Source organism: Pseudoxanthomonas sp. SE1, from assembly GCF_029542205.1.
Lineage (GTDB): Bacteria > Pseudomonadota > Gammaproteobacteria > Xanthomonadales > Xanthomonadaceae > Pseudoxanthomonas_A.
Window position 1 is genome coordinate 3,730,463 of sequence record NZ_CP113783.1, and the last position, 17,695, is coordinate 3,748,157.

Below are 17,695 nucleotides of genomic sequence, written 5' to 3' on the forward strand. Positions count from 1 at the left end.
GGTTGATGTCACGCGCGTGCCGGCACGGCGGCAAGGCGATGGAGTTGCGGCAGGCAGGAACCGCACACGGTTCCGCACCCGAGTTCGTGCTTGAGGTCCGCGACATCCGCACCGGCCGCCACCCGCGCGCGGATGGCGGATTCGCCCACTTGCCGGCAGACGCAGACGATGGGGTCGCGTGCGCCCAGCGTGGTGCCGGCGAACGCGGACAGCCGGGACGCGTGCCACGCCTGGCCCGCGACCGCCGTGGCCAGCAGCGACGCCGCCTGCGAGGACGGTTGCGTGTCGATCCACTGCAGGCCGTCGATGAAGCTCTCCTGCGCCAGCCCCCGCCACGCGACGCGGCGCGACAGACCACGGCGCGCATCGCGGTACTCCAGCGTGTCTGCGCCGGGGACCAGTGCCAGGGCCGACGCCAGCGCCGCCAGCCATGGCTCCGGAAACGCGGACGCGGACGCCGCGCGCACCACCAGCCAAGCGACACCATCGAGTGCGCCGGCCTCTGCCTGCAGGCTGAGCGCGGCGTAGCCGCATTGAGTGAGCAAGGGCTGCACGGCGGCGCGCATCGCCAGCGCATCGCCGCGGCGCGCGGCGAGCAGGTGCCAGCCGAATTCCGCACGCTCCACGCGCACCGCCGCATGCTTGAGTTCCGGCTGCTGCGAACGCGCATCGACGGCAGGCAGGCTCACCTCGTTGATGCCGCCGCTGGACAGGAACTGCCCATTCCAGTGCATCGCCGCGAACACCGTGCCCGAGCCCACTTCGTCGGACAGTTCCAGCGGCAACACCAGCTCGCCGCGCTTGCTGGCCATGCGCACCAGCTCGCCCGCTTTCAGGCCGCGCCGCGCCGCGTCCTCCGGATGCATGCGCAGGCCCGGCTCCGGCGCATGCGCGAACAGCGCCGGCACGCGTCCCGTTCGCGACATGCCATGCCACTGGTCGCGCAGGCGGCCGGTCAGCAGGCGCAGCGGGAAACGCGAGGACGTCGGTTCGGCGACCGGCTTGTACGGCGTGGTGTGGAAGCGCGCACGTCCGTCCGGCGTGGCGAAGCGTCCGTCTTCGTAGCGGCGTGCCTGTCCCTGCGACGCGTCGACGGGGAACGGCCACTGCTGCGGCCCGTCGGCATCCAGCCGCGCATGGTCCAGGCCGCTCATGTCGAGGTCACGCCCTGCGGTGAGGCGGCGGTGCTCGTCGAACGCGGCACCGGCATCGTCGAAATCGAACAGTGCCGGCGCCCCCGGTATCGCCAGCCTTGCCTCCAGCCGGCGGGCCACTTCGCGTGCTATCCAGAAGTCCGGCTTCGCCTGCGCCGGTGGCGGCACTGCGGCGCGCACGCGCGTGACGCGACGTTCGGAGTTGGTCACCGTGCCGTCCTTCTCACCCCAGGTCGCCGCCGGCAGCAGCACGTCAGCGAAGGGCGCGGTGTCCGTGTCGCGGAAGGCGTCCTGCACGATCACGTACTCGGCACGCTGCAGCGCCTCGCGAATGCGGCCGATGTCGGGCATCGAATGCACGGGGTTGGTGCAGGCGATCCACACCGCCTTGACCTTCCCGCTGCGCAGACCCTCGAACAACTCCACCGCCGCGAGCCCCGGCTGCGCGGACAGGTGACCGGCAGGCAATCGCCACAGCGCCTCCAGCTCCGCACGGTCTTCGCCACTGGCGATCTCGCGGTGTGCCGCCAGCATCGTGGCCATGCCGCCGACTTCACGCCCGCCCATCGCATTGGGCTGGCCGGTCAGCGAGAACGGACCCGCACCGGGTCGTCCAAGCTGCCGCGTCGCCAGGTGCAGGTGGATCAGCGCGAGATTCTTGTCGGTGCCGTGGACCGACTGGTTCAGGCCCATGCAGTAGAGCGACAGCGCTGCCGGACTGCGACCGAACCACTCCGCCGCGGTCACGAGATCGGCCGCCGGAATACCGCAGATATCCGCCGACATCCGCGGCGTGTAGTCGCGCAGCATCTGTTTGAGATCGGTGAAGCCCGCGGTATGCGTGTCGATGAAGTCCGCATCGATGCAGCCCTCCCACACCAGGTGGTGCAGCATGCCGTTGAACAGCGCCACGTCCGTGCCGGGCTGGATCGCCAGGTGCAGGTCGGCCATCGCGGCGGTGTCGGTGCGGCGCGGGTCCACCACGATCCAGCGCACATCGGGATCGTTCGCACGCGCGTCCTCCAACCGCCGGTACAGCACCGGATGCGCGTACGCCGTATTGCTGCCTGCGAACAGTACGGTCTTCGCCGCCTCCAGATCGTCGTAGCAGGTGGGCGGACCGTCGGCACCGAACGCGAGCTTGTAGGCCGTCACCGCGCTGGACATGCACAGGCGAGAATTGGTGTCGATGTTGTTGGTGCCGATGAGCCCCTTCGCCAGCTTGTTGAAGACGTAGTAGTCCTCGGTCAGCAGCTGGCCCGACAAGTAGAACGCCACGCTGTCCGGCCCCTGCCGCGCGATGATGTCGGCCAGCCGGTCGGCGACCGTGTCCAGCGCCAGGCCCCAGTCGACCGGACGGCGCTCCTCGCCGCGGCGATGGCGCAACTCCGGCACCCGTGCGCGCCCCTGCAGGCTGCGTGCGCTGTCGGCCAGCGCGAGGCCCTTGCTGCACAGGCGGCCCCGGTTGGCCGGATGTGCAGGATCGCCTTCCACGCCGACGATCCGCGTGCCATCGGCATCCTGTTCCGTCTGGATCAGCACACCGCAGCCGACGCCGCAGTAGCAGCAGGTCGAACGCGTCGTCCGGCGCGCACTGACTGTGCCGGCGCCGTCCATCAGGCCAGCGCCTCCGCCGTGGCGGCCGGGGCATCCAGCGCTGCCGCCAGGCACAGCCAGACCATGCCGTCGCGCACTTCCACATCGAAACGACGTACGCATCCCACATCGGGGGCGCACGCCTGACCGCTGTCCAGCGCGATCTGCCATGCATGCAACGGACAGGTCACGCTGTCGCCGGCCACGATGCCCTGCGACAACGGCCCGCCCTTGTGCGGGCAGCGGTCGGCGAGCGCGAACACGCGATCTCCGGCGGGGCGGAACAGCGCGATGTCGTCCTGCCCTGCGCGCACCAGCACGCGCGCGCCCAGCAACGGGATGTCATCCAGCGCGCACACCTCGACCCACGACATGATCACGCCCATGTCAGTCCTCCACCGTGGCGGGGATCTGGCGATCCAGCCGCAGCGGTGCGTACTCGCGCGCCTGCGTGCCGGCGATGCGTGCGGCCCACGGATCCGGCAGTCCTTCGAGCGAGAACAGCAGGCGCTCGAACAGGGCGCGGCGGTTGTCCGCATCGTCCACGACCTGCTGCTTCACGTAGTCCAGCCCCACGCGGTCGAGGTAGTGCACGGTACGGTCGAGGTAGTAGGCCTGTTCGCGGTACAGCTGCAGGAAGGCGCCCGTGTACTCCTTCACTTCATCCGCGGTCCTTACCTTCACCAGGAAACGGGCGACCTCGGTCTTGATGCCGCCGTTGCCGCCCACGTGGATCTCCCAACCCGAGTCCACCGCGATGATGCCCACGTCCTTGATGCCCGATTCGGCGCAGTTGCGCGGACAGCCGGACACCGCCAGTTTCACCTTGTGCGGGCTCCACATGTTGGCCAGCATCGTTTCCAGGTCGATGCCCATCTGGGTGCTGTTCTGCGTGCCGAAGCGGCAGAACTCGCTGCCCACGCAGGTCTTCACCGTGCGTATCGACTTGCCGTAGGCGTGCCCGGATTTCATGCCGAGGTCGCGCCACACCTCGACCAGGTCCTCCTTCTTCACACCCAGCAGGTCGATGCGCTGGCCGCCGGTCACCTTGAGCATCGGCACCGCGTATTTGTCGGCGACGTCGGCGATGCGCCGCAACTCGGAGGCGTTGGTCACGCCGCCTTTCATCTGCGGGATCACCGAGAAGGTGCCGTCCTTCTGGATGTTGGCGTGCGCGCGCTCGTTGATGAAACGGCTCTGCGGGTCGTCCACCGCTTCGCGCGGCCATGTCGACAGCATGTAGTAGTTGATCGCGGGCCGGCAGGTGGCGCAGCCATTCGGCGAACGCCAGCCCATGAACGCGTAGGCCTGCGCGTGCGTCACCAGCCGGTGCTCGCGGATCGCCTGGCGCACCTCGCCATGGCTCAGATCGGTGCACACGCAGACGGCCTTGGTCTTCGGCGTTTCCTGGAAGTTGGAGCCCAGGCAGTTCATCAGGATCTGCTCCACCAGCCCCGTACAGGACCCGCAGGAGCTGGCCGCCTTGGTGTGCTTCTTCACTTCGTCGACAGTGAACAGGCCCTGCGCGCGCACCGCCTTGACGATGGCGCCCTTGCATACGCCGTTGCATCCGCACACCTCGTCGCTGTCGGCCATGCTGGCCGCGCGATCCTGGCCCGCGGTACCGGCGTCGCCCAGCGCCTTCTCGCCGAACACCAGCTGGTCGCGGCGATCATCGATGCCGGCGCCGTCCTTGATCAGCTTGAAGTACCAGCCGCCGTCGCCCGTGTCGCCGTACAGGCACGCGCCCACCAGCCTGTCGTCGCGGATCACCAGCCGCTTGTACAGGCCACCCGCCGGATCGGACAGCACGATCTCCTCGGTGCCCTCGCCGCCCATGAAATCGCCGGCCGAGAACAGGTCGATGCCGGTGACCTTGAGCTTGGTCGACACCGCCGAGCCCTTGTAGATGCCGATGCCGTAGGTGGCCAGGTGGTTGGCGCAGATCTTGGCCTGCTCGAACAGCGGCGCGACCAGACCGTAGGCAATGCCGCGATGGCTGGCGCACTCGCCTACCGCGTACACGCGCGGATCGAACGTCTGCAACGTGTCGTTCACCACGATGCCGCGATTGCAATGGATGCCCGCCGCCTGTGCCAGCGCCGTGTTGGGCCGGATGCCGGCCGCCATCACCACGAGGTCGGCGGGAATCTCCTCGCCGTCGGAAAAGCGCACGGCGGAGACCTCGCCGTCGGCATTCCCGATCAGCGCGCTGGTCGACGTGTCCAGGCGGAACTGCAGGCCGCGCGCCTTGAGCGAGGTCTCCAGCAATGCCCCCGCCACCGGATCGAGCTGGCGTTCCAGCAGCCAGCCGGCCAGGTGCACCACGGTCACGTCCATGCCGCGCAACTTCAGTCCATTGGCGGCCTCCAGCCCCAGCAGGCCGCCACCGATCACCACCGCATGCCGCTTCACCTTCGCGGTGTCGATCATCGTCTGCGTATCGTGGATGTCGCGATAACCGATCACGCCCTTCAGCTCCTTGCCCGGGACCGGAAGGATGAAAGGCAGCGAGCCGGTCGCGAGCAGCAGGCGGTCGTACTCGGCTTCCGTGCCGTCGGCCGCGATCACGCAGCGGCGCACGCGGTCGATCTTCACCACTTCCTTGCCCAGGTGCAGGCGGATGCCGTGTTCCGCATACCACGACAGCGGATTGAGCACGATGTCGTCGAAGTCCTGCTCGCCCGCGAGTACCGGCGACAGCAGGATGCGGTTGTAGTTCGGATGCGGTTCGGCGCCGAACACGGTGATGTCGTACATGTCCGGCACCAGCTTCAGCAGCTCTTCCAGCGTGCGGATGCCGGCCATGCCGTTGCCCACCACTACCAACCGTGGCTTCTTCATCGTCGTGCTCCTCAGACGCGCGCGGCGCCGAGCGCCGCCCACTGGTTGCGCCACTGCCGGGTGACGCCGCGCAGCAGCCCCCATGCGAGCAGGGCGATGCAGGCGAAACCCCACAGGCCAAGTCCGTATCCGCCGGTCTGCTGCTTCAGCACGCCCAGGCCGGCGGCAAGCAGGAAACCGCCGACGCCACCGGCCATGCCGATCAAGCCGGTCATCACGCCGATGTCGGCACCGAAGCGCTGCGGCACCAGTTGGAACACCGCCCCGTTGCCCGCCCCCAGGCACAGCAGCGTCAGCACGAACAGGCTCACCGCGCCCAGCGGTCCGCCAATGCCGATGCCGGCCGCCGCGACCAGCAGCGCCACCGACAGATACACCGCCAACAACGTGCGTGTGCCGCCGACGCGATCGGCGATCACGCCTCCCAGCGGACGCATCGCCGACCCGGCAAGCACGCAGGCCGCGGTCGCCCAGCCGGCCAGCTTGGGATCGAAACCGAACTCGTCGTGGAAATAGCCGGGCAATGCGCTCGCGAAGCCGGCAAAGCCTCCGAAGGTGATCGCGTAGAAGAACATGAACCACCACGCATCGCGGTTTCCGACCAGCACGCGGCCATAGTCGGCCCATCCTTTGCGCACCACCCGGCCGGGCGCCTCCTTCGCGCACGCGGCGAACACCAGCAGGGTCAGCACCAGTGGAATGCACGCCAACCCGAACACGGTCTGGTAACCGAATGCTGCGGCGAGCGCGGGCGCGAACAGCGCCGCCAGCACGGTGCCCGAGTTGCCTGCACCGGCGATGCCCATCGCCGTGCCCTGGTGTTCCGGTGGATACCAGCGCGATGCCAGCGGCAATGCGACCGCGAACGATGCGCCCGCGACGCCCAGCATCATCCCGAGCAGCAACACCTGGCTGAAATCATGCACGCCCAGTTTCCACGCACACAGCAACGCGCCGATCACCAGCGCCTGCGCCAGCAGGCCGGTACGCTTGGCGCCGATGCGGTCCGCAAGGATGCCCAGTACCAGGCGCAGCAACGCACCGCACAGGATCGGCACCGCCACCATCAAGGCGCGCTGCTGGGTGTCCAATTGCAGTGCTTCGGCGATCTGCACCTGCATCGGCCCCAGCAGGTACCACACCATGAAACTCAGGTCGAAGTAGAGGAAGGCCGACAACAGCGTGGGCGTGTGCCCGGCCTCCCAGAACGATCGGTTCATTCACGCCATCTCCAGGTGGGGACGCGGACGGTGGACACCGTCCGCGGCAAGGTGGACGACTGCAGCGAGGGAACAAAAAAAGGCGCCTTCCGGTTCGCACCGGAAAGACGCCGTTGTCTACGCGATCGGACCGCCATTGGCCCTACCGCGATATCGGGTTGTGATGGGCACGCCGTTGCGCCCACGCGGATTACCTACGCAAGCGCCGTGCCAATCCCGTGGCTTGCGATGTCGCGGCGCGAATGGCGAAAGAATTCAATCCGTTAGCGTTGAAATCCGCGTGGACACGCCACCGGCCATCGATCCGGGAACGCGCGCGACGCACTCCGCAAGTGCAAGGGCGCACCGCGATCGTGCGCCGCGACAAACGCGTCGGGGCTCAGCCCCAGGGCGTGCCGTCGAACAGCACGCAATGGCGCTCGTCGCGCGCGGGTACCGTCACGCCAAGCGCGCGTGCCGCCTGGCGGTAGGTATCCAGGCGATGCACGTCGTGCAGCCAGTCGTCGTCGCCGGCATGGCGCGCCGCGGGCAACCAGCCCCAGCGCCGGAACTGCCGCAGGAAGCCACGACCATCGGACAACCACGGGAAATTCGCGTCTCCATCCGCGTGGAAGCGCAAGCCTTCGCCGGGTTGTTCGCCGTCGCGCGGCCGCAGGCAGGCCGCGATGCGGTCGGCGGGCAGGCCGATGGCATCGGGCTCCGCCAGCCACGCCACGACATCGGCATGGTGTGCGGGATCGTCCAGCCAGCGGCAGGCTTCCAGCACGGTGGTCGTCAGGGCCAGCGCGACCTCGGGCTGCAGCGCAGCGACGTCGCGCCGGCACGCGAGCACTTTCTCCGGGTGCCCCGGCCAGAGCTGTCCACTGCGGATCACGCGACGTCCCGCGCCGATGGCTTCGGCCTGCGCGCCCCACGGTTCGCCCGCGCAGAAGCCATCCAGTTCGCCGCGTGCCAACGCATCCGGCATCTGTGGCGGCGGCAGCGTGACCGCATCGATCCCGTGCACGGGATCGACACCCTGCGCGGCCAGCCAGTAGTACAGCCAGACCGCATGCGTGCCGGTGGGAAACGTCTGCGCGAATACCGGCTTGCGCGACAGCGCGCGCACCGCATCCGCCAGTGGACGGCCGGCCGCGACCGCCTCGGCCAGCGGCGGCGACAGCGTGATCGCCTGGCCGTTCTGGTTCAGGCCCATCAGGATGGCCAGGTCGGCGCGCGGTCCGCCGATGCCGGTCTGCACGCCATAGACCATCGCCGCCATCGCGTGCACCGCATCGAATTCGCCCGACAGCAAGCGGTCGCGGATCGCGGCCCACGAGGCCTGCCGGTGCAGGCGCAGGTGCAGCCCGTGCCGGTGGTCCAGGCCCAGCCGCGACGCGGCGATCAGCGGCGCGCTGTCGACCAGCGGCATGAAGCCGATGTCGAGCGTGCGGTGCCCGGGGGCGGTGGTCGGTGTCATCGTCGTGCCTTCATCGACATGTCTTCATCCCAGCAGGTCGGCCATCGCGATGATCCGCCGCGCCACGTCGGCCAGGCGGAGGCCCTGTTTCATCGCCTGCTGGCGCAAGGCGGCATACGCGTCGGCCTCGCTCATGTTGCGTTTGTCCATTAGCAGCCCCTTGGCGCGGTCGATGTCCTTGCGGTCGCGCAACTGCTGCTCAAGGTCGTCCAGCTTCTGCCGGACGTGCGACTGCTGTTCGAAGCGCGCCATCGCCACGCGCAGGATCGGCGCCAGCCGGGCGGGCGCCAGGCCGTCGACGATGTACGCCGCCACGCCCGCACCCAACGCATCGCGGATCAGGCGGTCGTCGCCGTCGGACGCGAACATCACCACCGGCTTCGGTGCCTCCCGGTGCAGCATCGCGAGCTGTTCCAGCATGTCGCGCGATGGCGAGTCGACGTCGAGGATGATCACGTCGGGCTGCTGCACCTGGACCGCTTTCAGCAACCCGGCGGCGGTCGCCACCTGCGGCAGCACGTCATAGCCGACCGCCAGCAGCGCCTCGCGCAGTTCCGCGATCGGCTTGTCGGTGTCGTTGACCAGCAGGACGCGCAGCATCGTGGGGGATGGCTCGGTGGCTTGACGTGGCTCTCGCCCGCATGTTGCCATGCAACAAACGCAACCGCGAGCCCCTTCGCCGGGAAGATGCCGATGCCGCTGTATCCGCTGTTCGCCGACCTGGACCAGCGCGACGTGCTGGTGGTGGGCGGCGGTGAGGTCGCCACGCGCAAGGTGGAAGCGCTGCTGCGCGCGGGCGCACGCGTGCGCGTGTGCGCGCCGCACGTGTCCGCGCAACTGGCCGACTGGATCGCGGCCGGGCGCGTGCGGCATCTCGCGGATGCGTTCGAGCCCGAGTGGCTGGACGATGTATGGCTGGTCGTCGCTGCGACCGACGACGGCGTGTTCAACGCCCGGCTCGCCAGCGAAGCCGCGGCGCGCAAGCGGCTGGTCAATGTCGTGGACGATGCGGCATTGTCGACGTTCCAGGTGCCGGTGGTGGTCGATCGCGATCCGCTGCTGGTGGCGATCTCCTCCTCCGGCGCGGCACCGATGCTGGCGCGGCGACTCGGCCGGCAACTGGAATCGCAGCTCGACGACGCCTGGGGTGGCTTGGCCGCCCTGTTCGCGCGCCACCGCGAAGCGATCCGCCAACGCTTCCCCGACCTGGCCGAACGACGGCACTGGTACGACACGCAGATCGACGGCGAGGTGATGGCGCGGCTGCGCAACGCCGATACCGGGGGCGCGGAACGGGTACTGCTGTCGGCGCTGCAGTCGAGGGACGCACCGCCACCGCGCGGCGCCATCACGCTCATCACGCTACCCGGTGGAAACGCACCCCAGCTCACGCTGCACGCAATGCGCGCGATGCACCAGGCCGACCATGTCCTGTTCCACGACAGCATGGAGCATGCGGTCGTCATGCTGGCGCGACGCGATGCGTCGCGCAGCGTCGCGGCGACGCTGGACAGCGACGTGCCCGACTCGCTCATCGCCCAGGTGGCAGCGGGCAGGCGTGTGGTCGTGCTGTGGCCCGACACGTCACCGCTGTCCGCGCTGGATGACGCCCGCGCCGATGCGATGCTGGAACTGATCGAATGCAACGGACAGTCGCGGCGCCTGCGCTGATCCGCAGGCGCGCGCCATCACAACCCTGAAGCCTGCGACGGAAAGCCGCAGCCGATTGACCCACATCAAGGACAGCCCAGCGGCGCCTGCCTAGGCTGCATGCATGGCCAGCCTGTCCTCCCTGTTCGATCCCGAGCTCCTGCGGCGTTACGACACGCCGGGGCCGCGCTATACCTCGTACCCCACCGCGCCGCAGTTCTCGCCTGGCTTCCAGGAAGCCGACCTGCGCGAGATGGCGGCGATCACCAACGGCGACCCGATCCCGCGCCCGCTGTCGCTCTACCTGCACATCCCGTTCTGCACCAGTCCGTGCTTCTACTGCGGATGCAACCGCATCATCACCCGCGACACCGCGCGCGGCGCCGCCTATCTCACCCGGCTGTACCGTGAAGTGGCGATGACGTCGGCGCTGTTCGACCGCGACCGCGACGTGGAGCAGGTGCACTTCGGCGGCGGCACCCCGAATTTCCTGTCGCCCGCGCAGATCGCCGAAGTGATGGACGTGCTGCGCCGGCAGTTCTCGTTCGCGCCCGCTCCCAGGCTGGACTGCTCGATCGAGCTCGACCCGCGCTTCATCACGCCGGACGAGGTGGGCGAACTCGCCGCCGCTGGCTTCAACCGCGCCAGCCTGGGCGTGCAGGATTTCGATCCGGACGTGCAGCGCGCCGTCAACCGCATCCAGAGCGTCGAGCAGACCCTGGCGATCATCGAGGCCTGCCGCACGCACGGCCTGCAGTCCGTGAACGTGGACCTGATCTACGGCCTGCCGAAGCAGAGCCTGGAAGGCTTCTCGCGCACGCTCGACATCACCCTCGAGGCGCGGCCCGACCGCCTGGCGATCTACAGCTACGCGCACCTGCCGTCGATGTTCCGCCCGCAGCAGCGCATCAACGCCGACGACCTGCCTTCGCCCGAGGTGAAGCTGGGCCTGCTGCAATGCGCGATCGACAAGCTGGGTAAAGCCGGTTACGTCTACATCGGCATGGACCACTTCGCCCTGCCCGGCGACAGCCTGGCGCTGGCCCAGCAACGCGGTGACCTGCACCGCAACTTCATGGGCTACACCACGCACGCCGAAAGCGACCTGCTGGGGCTTGGCGTCAGCGCGATCAGCCATATCGGCCCGAGCTTCAGCCAGAACCCGCGCGACCTGGGCAGCTGGGAGCAGGCCATCGACCAGGGCCATCTGCCGGTGTGGCGCGGCATGCGGCTGGAAGAAGACGACGTGATCCGCGCCGACGTGATCCAGCGGTTGATGTGCGACGGCGCACTGGACTACCGCGACCTCGGCCGGCGCCACGTGATCGACTTCACGGCCTATTTCGCTGACGCCCTGGCGCGCCTGCGCCCGCTCGCAGACGACGGCCTGGTCGAACTGGCGGCCGATGGACTGCGCGCGACCTCGCACGGGCGGTTGCTGTTGCGTATCATCGCGATGTGCTTCGACCGCTACCTGCCCACCGCCGCAGCCTCGACGCCTCGCTTCTCGCGCACGGTGTGACCTCGACGGGAGTATCCGCATGACCTCGCCGCTGGTCTTCCCGCGCACCGACGCGAGCGTGGTTGCCGACGATGGCGATGCCCTGCACTTCTGCTCCACGTGTGCGTTCTCGCAGGCCTGCCTGTCCGAGGGCATGGACAAGCGCGCGCTCATGGACCTGCACGTGCTGGTCGAACACGTCGGCCCGCTGCGCGCGGGCGAGCACGTGTTCCGCGAAGGCGATCCGTTCGGCGCCATCGCCGCGGTGCGTGCGGGCACGGTGAAGACCTACCAGATCGACCGCAACGGGCACGAACAGGTGTTGGGCTTCCACCTGCCCGGCGAGGTGATCGGCCTCAACGCCATCCACGGCGACCGCTATCCGTGCAACGCCATCGCGCTGGACACGGTGATGCTGTGTCGGTTCTCGTTCCCCAAGATCGCGCTGCTGGCCGCGCGCCTGCCCAACCTGCAGGCGCACCTGTTCAAGCTGATGAGTCGCGACATCGGCGTGGCCTCGCTGTTCGCGCGCGACAACACCGCCGACGAACGCATGGCCGCGTTCCTGATCGGCCTGTCGCGCCGGCTGGCCGCACGCGGCTTCTCGCCGCGCCGCTTCCAGCTGACCATGGCGCGCACCGACATCGCCAACTACCTGCGCCAGGCCCCGGAAACCGTCAGCCGCGTGCTGCGCCGTTTCGAGAAGGACGGCCTGCTGCACATCAAGCAGCGCGACGTCGAGATCCTCGACCTGCCCCGCCTGGAAGCCCTCGCGCTCGCCGTGCTGCGGGATTGAGGCAGGGGTGATGGCTCTTGTAGGAGCGCCCTCGGGCGCGATGCTCCTGGCTTGTTGATGGGCCGCAGAATGAGCATCGCGCCCGAGGGCGCTCCTACAGACGGGCCGGTAAGTTCTGGAGCCGGGGCATCGCGCCCGAGGGCGCTCCTACAGAAGCGCACCTCCCCGATTCCACCCCCGCTTGACCTGCGTCATGGAGCCCCCGGGCCGGCGCGCCGATGATGCGGCCGTTCCTTCAGGAGAGCCGCATCATGAATTCGACACGCAAGTTGTGGGTGGGGTTGGCGGCCCTGCTCATTGCGTCGTTCGCCGTCCTGCTCTGGGTCGGCAGCGAAGTGCATCGCCAGGCGCCCCCGTTGCCCGAGCAGGTCGTGGCGGAGGACGGCCGGGTGATCTTCACCCGCAAGGACATCGAGACCGGCCGCCAGGTGTGGCAGTCGATCGGTGGTCAGCAACTCGGTTCCATCTGGGGCCACGGCGGTTACGTGGCGCCCGACTGGGGCGCGGACTGGCTGCACCGCGAGGCCGAGGCCATCCTGGATGGATGGGCGAAGCGCGACACCGGCGCGGACAGCTACAGGCAACTGGATGCCGCCACGCAGGCGGCGTATGCCGCACGCGTGCAGGCGCTGATGCGGCCGAACACCCATGACGCCGCAACGGGCACGATCACGCTGTCGAACGATCGCGCCGACGCCATCGCCACGGTCGGCCTGCACTACCAGAGCCTGTTCTCCGCCGATCCGGCCACCGGCGACCTGCGCGAGGCCTATGCCATGCGCAACGACACCGTGCCCGATGCCGAACACCGTCGCCAGCTGACCGCGTTCTACTGGTGGGCGGCCTGGTCGTCGGTGACCGAGCGTCCTGGCGAGAAGATCAGCTACACGGCGAACTGGCCGGCGGATGCGCTGGTCGGCAACACGCCGCCGCCGAGCGCCTTCATGTGGACGGTCTTCAGCGTGCTGTTCCTGATCGCCGGCATCGGCCTGCTGGGCTGGCACTACGCGGTCAACCACGGCGACGAGATGGCGCCGGTGCTGCCGAATAGCGATCCGCTTGCGAAGATCAGGATCACGCCCTCGATGCGCGCCACCGCGAAATACTTCTGGGTGGTCATCGCCCTGTTCGTGGTGCAGATCCTGCTGGGTGCGATCACCGCGCATTACCAGGTGGAAGGCCAGGAAGCCTACGGCTTCGCGCTGGCCGACATCCTGCCGTACTCGCTCACGCGCACCTGGCATACGCAACTCGCGGTGCTGTGGATCGCCACCGCGTGGTTGGGCATGGGCCTGTACATCGGCCCGGCGATCTCCGGGCATGAACCGAAGTTCCAGCGCCTGGGCGTCAACTTCCTGTGGACCTGCCTGATCATCATCGTGGTCGGTGCGTTCACCGGACAATGGTTCGCGGTGATGCAGAAGCTCGGCCTGGAGCACAACTTCTGGTTCGGCCACCAGGGCTGGGAATACGTCGACCTCGGCCGCTTCTGGCAGTGGTTCCTCTTCATCGGCCTGACCCTCTGGCTGGTGCTGGTGGGCCGTGCGCTATGGCCTGCCATCCGCAATGGCGGCGAATCGCGCAGCATCGTCAGCCTGCTGTTCCTGTCCACCGTGGCCATCGGCCTGTTCTACGCGGCCGGCCTGATGTGGGGCGAGCACACGCACCTGTCGATGGTGGAGTACTGGCGCTGGTGGGTGGTGCATCTGTGGGTGGAAGGCTTCTTCGAGGTGTTCGCGGTGGCGGTGATCGCCTTCCTGTTCACCCGCCTGGGCCTGCTGCAGACGAAGACCGCCACGGTGGCGGTGCTGTTCGCCACCATCGTGTTCATGGCCGGTGGCGTGCTGGGCACGCTGCACCACCTGTACTTCACCGGTACGCCGACGGCGGTGATCGCGCTGGGCGCGAGCTTCTCGGCGCTGGAAGTGGTGCCGCTGGCCTACGTGGGCTTCGAGGCGTACCACAGTTGGAAGATGGGCAAGGCCACGCCATGGATGCAGCGTTACCGCTGGCCGATCCAGTTCTTCATCGCGGTGTCGTTCTGGAACCTGGTGGGCGCGGGCCTGTTCGGCTTCCTGATCAACCCGCCGCTGCCGCTGTACTACATGCAGGGCCTGAACCTGACGCCCAACCATGGCCACACGGCATTGTTCGGCGTGTACGGCATGCTCGGCATCGGGCTGATGCTGTTCTGCCTGCGAGGCTTGAAGCCGGACGTGGTGTGGAACGAGAAGCTGCTGAAGACCGCGTTCTGGTCGCTCAACATCGGCCTGGCCGGCATGTCGCTGCTCACGCTGCTGCCGCTGGGCATCCTGCAGCTCAATGCGGCGCTGGAGCATGGTTACTGGTTCGCGCGCTCGGCGGAGTTCATGCAGCAGCCGATCGTGGACATGCTGGTGTGGATGCGCGTCCCGGCCGACACACTCTTCAGCGTGGGCGCGCTGGCGCTGGTGTGGTTCGTGGCCAGCCTATGGCTGGCCCCGCGCCGCGAACCCTTGCCCGCCGCGCAACCGAGCGAAGCCTGACCCTGGAACCGGCCTCTCCGGGTGGGGAGGCCGGGCCACCTGCTGCAGGTTGCAGCCCGAGAGCCGCGAAAGCGGCTCTTTTTTGTGCGCGGGCATCAGACTGGAATCCTTCTCCCCGTTCACGGGGAGAAGGTGGCCGAAGGCCGGATGAGGGGCGCCGAAGCTGCAGACCCACGCGCGTCCGGAAGCTCTCCCGGCGCAACGTCCACACCCCTCACTCGACGCGCGCATGCACGAACATGCCGATTCCCGACGAACGGCGCAGGGCCGATGGTGCGCGGCCCCGCTGATCGCGTTATGGTCCGTCACGGGGTGAAAAGGGAAGCCACATGGGACGTGGTGGTCGCGGTTTCATCGATAACCTGGCTGCACTGCCATGGCCCGTCGGGCTGTGCCTGGGGGGCGTGGGCTACTTGGCCGTCGCGCACGGCATCCCGCTGCTGTTCGCGCGCGACAGTGCGATGGGCGGTGCCTTCCGGGACTTCAATCCGTTCCTGCCGCTGGCGTGGGTTTTCCTGGGCCTGTGCGTGATCGCGGCCGGCATGTCGTTTTTCAGGGCGCGACACACGCGTCGGTTGCTGGATACGCGCACCGGCCTGGACAGCATGGCCGCGCTGGGTTGGCGCGATTTCGAGCGGCTGGTGGGCGAAGCGTTCCGCCGCCGCGGCTACGCCGTGGAAGAAACGGGCCTGGGTGGGGCCGATGGCGGTATCGATCTGGTGCTGCGCCGCGAGGGCCGGCGCATCCTGCTGCAATGCAAGCAGTGGCGGCGCGAGCGTGTGCCGGTCAGCGCGGTGCGCGAGATGTACGGTTTGTTGGCGCATCACGGTGCGGATGAGGTGCGGATTGCGGCGCTGGGGGGATTCACGCCGGATGCGGCGCGGTTTGCGGCAGGCAAGCCGATTGCGTTGATAGACGGGCCTGCCTTGCTGGCAATGATCCGGCAAGTGCAGCGGACGGACAGCGCTGCCGAAGGTGTGCAGGCAAGGGGCGAACCTGTGATCAGTACGGAAGGATCGAAGGATTCATCCGCACCGACGTGTCCACGCTGCGATGCGGCGATGGTGCGGCGGAGCAATCGGCGCACGGGCGAAAGTTTTGGGGGTGCCCGGTGTTTCCGGTGTGCAGGGGGACGCGATGAGGGGGCCTGCCTTGCTTCGCAATCTGGTCCTCATCGAGATAGCCAACGTAGCCCGGGTAAGCGCAGCGCACCCGGGGTGCTTGACACGGATGCGCTGCACTTACCCGGGTGCGGCCTTTGGCCTTACCCGGGCTACTTGTTCACCGTTTGGTTCCGACATGGATTGATGCAAAGGGAGCAAGTATGTCGATCACCGTCTATCTTTTGAGAGAAAGCGTTAAGGCCCCTGAAGATGCAGTCGCAAGTGCGGTAGATAAGCACGTTATATCAAGAGGCGATTCAATTTATGGCGTGCTATTCACAAGGAAGAATCCACCAAGACCGCCGAAATGGGCAAAGCTTTTTGATGACTATGTAGATATCCGTAAGCTAGGAAACGTGCAGACAACTTCCGCTGCCTTCGTTGTAAAGGTAGACAACCGGTTCTTTGCAATCACCTTCGGCCAGGGACGATTTATTCTTAAGCCAGAAGCATTTGAAGAGCGCTTCGGCCTACTGGTCACGCTCAACTCAGTGTCGGCGAATGCGCTGCGAAGTATCGACAAGCGGACATTCGTCGATGATCAGAACAGCCGAGTACAGACCAGCCAAGCTGCTGCCGCCCTTGAGTTTGGGATCAACATCGAACGGGACCTAATTCGAGGGATCGTGGGGAGACCAGATAGAACTGAACTTGGCCGAAAGTTGGCAGGTGCGGACGCCCTGACAGTAACGATCGACATCGAGATTTCCAAACTGCGTCCGTTGCTTCGCCGATATTTGAGAGCGTTTGAATCCAAGGAGTATCAGACGACCTTCCCTTGGGTAGATCAGGTCAGGCAGCTGCGGCCAAAGGGAGAGTTGGCGCAAACGTTGAATGACAAGCTCGTTGAGAAGCTTCAGATAGCGTGGGCCAGTAAAGGGATTGTCGATGACTGTTGGCTCGCGGTCCCTGATGTCGTCGGCTGGTCTGTTGTCAATGGATTCAAGTTCACCCACTCAAAGAAGGAAGGAGTCGCCTCTGACTTGCACTTGCCAGGATTGGTTGGGCAGTACCCCAATGAGCATCCAAGTATCGAGTTCTTGCGGTTACATCATGCGATGTCGGTCAATGACGAAGAGCAGCCCGTCGATCGTTGGCCCATTTATCGCTGCATCCATTGCGAGATCGACCACGACGGGAAGTCCTACATTCTCTCCGCAGGCCATTGGTTCGAAGTCGATAAGAATTTTGTACGGAGCGTGTCCGATTACGTCGCGGACATTCCGCATTTTGAGCGAGCCTTGCCTGTTTATAACCATGACAGCGAAGATCACTACAACAAAGAGTTAGTTTCCCGCAGTGGTGGGGAATGGGATCTGATGGACAAAAAGCTGCTGGCTGTTGGTGGCATCTACAATAAGGTTGAGTTCTGCGACGCGTATGGACGGCATGTGCTTCTGCACGTCAAGCACTACGGCAGCTCAAGCGTGCTGGGACATCTCTTCAACCAAGGGCTGGTGTCAGGCTAGCTTTTGAAGGCACACGAACCATACGTGGGTCTCGTCAATGAGAAGCTAAGTGATACTCACAAGCTTGCTCTGCCTGACGCGGTACCTCGTGATGTCAAGGACTACAGCGTGGTATTTGCCATCATCAGTCAATCCCAGAAGCCTGGCTTGCATCTACCATTTTTTGCGAAAGTCGTCTTGAAGAGCGTTTGCATGCGCTTACGAGAACTCGGGTTTGGAGCTGTCATGGTGGCAAAGATCTCCTGCGACGAGGACTTCGTGAAGAAGGTAAAGTTGGCGCCAGGGAAGGTTCCAAAAAGGAGAAAGGGCAGGTAACAG

10 protein-coding genes and 2 pseudogenes are annotated in these 17,695 nt (G+C 66.7%); 6 read left to right on the plus strand and 6 right to left on the minus strand.

Features of this window, described 5'->3' with window-relative positions; genetic code table 11:
* Positions 1-8 precede the first annotated feature (8 nt).
* The 6 genes from OY559_RS17615 to OY559_RS17640 all read right to left on the minus strand — a co-directional run bounded on the left by OY559_RS17615 (position 9) and on the right by OY559_RS17640 (position 8,870).
* Complete coding sequence (locus tag OY559_RS17615; protein ID WP_277727584.1) at positions 9-2,771, minus strand: nitrate reductase; 2,763 nt, start codon at positions 2,769-2,771, stop codon at positions 9-11.
* Entirely contained in the window at positions 2,771-3,124 is a 354-nt protein-coding gene (nirD, locus tag OY559_RS17620) for a nitrite reductase small subunit NirD (RefSeq protein WP_277730046.1), read from the minus strand. The genes OY559_RS17615 and nirD overlap by 1 nt, the downstream gene beginning before the upstream one ends.
* 13 nt (positions 3,125-3,137) lie before the next feature.
* A complete protein-coding gene (nirB, locus tag OY559_RS17625; protein WP_277730047.1) occupies positions 3,138-5,558 on the minus strand; it encodes a nitrite reductase large subunit NirB in 2,421 nt (806 codons plus the stop codon).
* A 47-nt stretch (positions 5,559-5,605) separates the two neighbouring features.
* Positions 5,606-6,775 (minus strand): nitrate/nitrite transporter, encoded by a 1,170-nt coding sequence (locus OY559_RS17630; protein WP_277730048.1) that lies wholly within the window; start codon positions 6,773-6,775, stop codon positions 5,606-5,608.
* A 418-nt stretch (positions 6,776-7,193) separates the two neighbouring features.
* Entirely contained in the window at positions 7,194-8,273 is a 1,080-nt protein-coding gene (locus OY559_RS17635; RefSeq protein WP_277727585.1) for a CmpA/NrtA family ABC transporter substrate-binding protein, read from the minus strand.
* Between the two features lie 24 nt (positions 8,274-8,297).
* Positions 8,298-8,870: an ANTAR domain-containing response regulator gene (locus OY559_RS17640; RefSeq protein ID WP_277730049.1), complete on the minus strand. Its 573-nt coding sequence runs from the start codon at positions 8,868-8,870 to the stop codon at positions 8,298-8,300.
* A gap of 90 nt (positions 8,871-8,960) precedes the next feature.
* Between OY559_RS17640 and OY559_RS17645 the strand changes: the two genes are divergently transcribed.
* The 6 genes and pseudogenes from OY559_RS17645 to OY559_RS17670 all read left to right on the plus strand — a co-directional run bounded on the left by OY559_RS17645 (position 8,961) and on the right by OY559_RS17670 (position 17,692).
* Positions 8,961-9,944, plus strand: coding sequence for a precorrin-2 dehydrogenase/sirohydrochlorin ferrochelatase family protein (locus OY559_RS17645; protein ID WP_277727586.1), 984 nt, complete (start codon positions 8,961-8,963; stop codon positions 9,942-9,944).
* A 103-nt stretch (positions 9,945-10,047) separates the two neighbouring features.
* The gene (hemN, locus tag OY559_RS17650) at positions 10,048-11,445 is read left to right on the plus strand and encodes an oxygen-independent coproporphyrinogen III oxidase (RefSeq protein WP_277727587.1); all 1,398 of its coding nucleotides are present in this window, start codon (positions 10,048-10,050) and stop codon (positions 11,443-11,445) included.
* A 19-nt stretch (positions 11,446-11,464) separates the two neighbouring features.
* Positions 11,465-12,220: a helix-turn-helix domain-containing protein gene (locus tag OY559_RS17655; protein ID WP_277727588.1), complete on the plus strand. Its 756-nt coding sequence runs from the start codon at positions 11,465-11,467 to the stop codon at positions 12,218-12,220.
* A gap of 251 nt (positions 12,221-12,471) precedes the next feature.
* Positions 12,472-14,745, plus strand: coding sequence for a nitric-oxide reductase large subunit (locus tag OY559_RS17660; RefSeq protein WP_277727589.1), 2,274 nt, complete (start codon positions 12,472-12,474; stop codon positions 14,743-14,745).
* Between the two features lie 329 nt (positions 14,746-15,074).
* Positions 15,075-15,886: pseudogene (locus tag OY559_RS17665) on the plus strand (restriction endonuclease).
* A gap of 183 nt (positions 15,887-16,069) precedes the next feature.
* Positions 16,070-17,692, plus strand: a pseudogene (locus OY559_RS17670) (DUF6119 family protein).
* Positions 17,693-17,695: the final 3 nt, after the last annotated feature.

Excerpts from the sequence above, each read along its gene's own strand:
- OY559_RS17615 (WP_277727584.1), bottom strand. The coding sequence starts at position 2,771 with ATGGACGGCGCCGGCACAGTCAGTGCGCGCCGGACGACGCGTTCGACC.
- nirD (WP_277730046.1), bottom strand. The coding sequence starts at position 3,124 with ATGTCGTGGGTCGAGGTGTGCGCGCTGGATGACATCCCGTTGCTGGGC.
- nirB (WP_277730047.1), bottom strand. The coding sequence starts at position 5,558 with ATGGCCGGCATCCGCACGCTGGAAGAGCTGCTGAAGCTGGTGCCGGAC.
- OY559_RS17635 (WP_277727585.1), bottom strand. The coding sequence starts at position 8,273 with ATGACACCGACCACCGCCCCCGGGCACCGCACGCTCGACATCGGCTTC.
- OY559_RS17645 (WP_277727586.1), top strand. The coding sequence starts at position 8,961 with ATGCCGATGCCGCTGTATCCGCTGTTCGCCGACCTGGACCAGCGCGAC.
- hemN (WP_277727587.1), top strand. The coding sequence starts at position 10,048 with ATGGCCAGCCTGTCCTCCCTGTTCGATCCCGAGCTCCTGCGGCGTTAC.
- OY559_RS17655 (WP_277727588.1), top strand. The coding sequence starts at position 11,465 with ATGACCTCGCCGCTGGTCTTCCCGCGCACCGACGCGAGCGTGGTTGCC.
- OY559_RS17660 (WP_277727589.1), top strand. The coding sequence starts at position 12,472 with ATGAATTCGACACGCAAGTTGTGGGTGGGGTTGGCGGCCCTGCTCATT.